Origin of the sequence: Methanobrevibacter curvatus, from assembly GCF_001639295.1 — an archaeon.
GTDB lineage: Archaea > Methanobacteriota > Methanobacteria > Methanobacteriales > Methanobacteriaceae > Methanoflexus > Methanoflexus curvatus.
Genome location: NZ_LWMV01000135.1, coordinates 1 through 627, shown reverse-complemented (window position 1 = coordinate 627; position 627 = coordinate 1). Strand labels below are relative to the sequence as shown.

Sequence of the window (627 nt, the reverse complement as noted above, 5' to 3'; positions counted from 1 at the left end):
CAAGGACTTTAAGAAGATTTAAACAAAATTGTGGATATTTAATTGAAAAAATGCATGAAGATTTGCTTAAAGAAGCTGAAAAAGAAGAATTAACTGATTTTAATCATATAAGTATTGATGGAACCATAAGTAAAGCAAATAATAGTCCATATAATATGATTCGATTAAATGAGATCAATTTTTGTTTAGATTTATTAAAATTAAGTAAAAAAGAGATTAAAGAATATTTGAAAGATGAAAATAATGATAAAGTTCGCGAATCTGTTTATAAAATTCTAACTGATAATAAAAAATCTGTTAAAGAAAAAATAAGCTTTTTAAATGATTTAAAAGATATTTTAAATGAATCTGGACAATCTAGTGTTGGTACTCATTGCAAAGATGCCAGATGGATGAAGAATAAAAAAGATAGGATAGAGCTATCTTTTAATATTCAAGCATGTGTAGACTACAAATCTAAGTTAATAATTAATTTAAATGCTGTTCAAGACCCTACAGACCACAATCAACTAATACCTCAAATTCAAAAGGTTTTATGGACAATAAATAAATATCCTGAAAAAATTAGTGCAGATTACACATATCGTGGTGAAAAAGAGTTTAAATTCTTAAAAGATAATGAAATAG

1 pseudogene is annotated in these 627 nt (G+C 24.7%); it reads left to right on the top strand.

Annotated features, from left to right (window positions below):
- Nucleotides 1-50: 50 nt before the first annotated feature.
- Nucleotides 51-627, top strand: a pseudogene (locus MBCUR_RS03325) (hypothetical protein); the annotation flags it as partial.